Annotated in this window: 1 protein-coding gene; it reads left to right on the top strand. The window is 61.3% G+C overall.

Annotated elements, in window-relative coordinates; all coding sequences use genetic code 11:
- On the top strand, positions 1 to 548 hold a 548-nt coding region (locus tag QWI17_RS03220), incomplete at both ends, for a thiamine pyrophosphate-binding protein (RefSeq protein ID WP_502553136.1).

Here is a 548-nt window from a genome sequence, read left to right as displayed (position 1 = left end):
CGCATCAGCGAAGAACAGATGAACAACTTCCGCCAGGAAGTGGACGGCAACGGCCTGTCTTCGTACCCGCACCCATGGCTGATGCCTGACTTCTGGCAGTTCCCGACCGTTTCGATGGGTCTGGGCCCGATCCAGGCCATCTACCAGGCCCGCTTCATGAAGTACCTGGAAGCGCGCGGCTTCATCCCTGCCGGCAAGCAGAAAGTCTGGTGCTTCATGGGCGACGGCGAGTGCGACGAGCCGGAATCGCTGGGTGCAATCGCCCTGGCTGGCCGCGAGAAGCTGGACAACCTGATCTTCGTCATCAACTGCAACCTGCAGCGCCTCGACGGCCCGGTTCGCGGCAACGGCAAGATCATCCAGGAACTCGAAGGCGTGTTCCGTGGCGGTGGCTGGAACGTCAACAAGGTCGTCTGGGGCCGCTTCTGGGACCCACTGCTGGCCAAGGACACCAACGGTGCTCTGCAGCGCCGCATGGACGAAGTCATCGACGGCGAGTACCAGAACTACAAAGCCAAAGACGGCGCGTACGTTCGTGAGAACTTCTT

The sequence above is a fragment of the Gilvimarinus gilvus genome (assembly GCF_030518155.1).
Taxonomy (GTDB): Bacteria; Pseudomonadota; Gammaproteobacteria; order Pseudomonadales; family Cellvibrionaceae; genus Gilvimarinus; species Gilvimarinus gilvus.
Note: the sequence above shows the minus strand (reverse complement) of the source record. Positions and strands in the feature narration are given on the sequence as shown.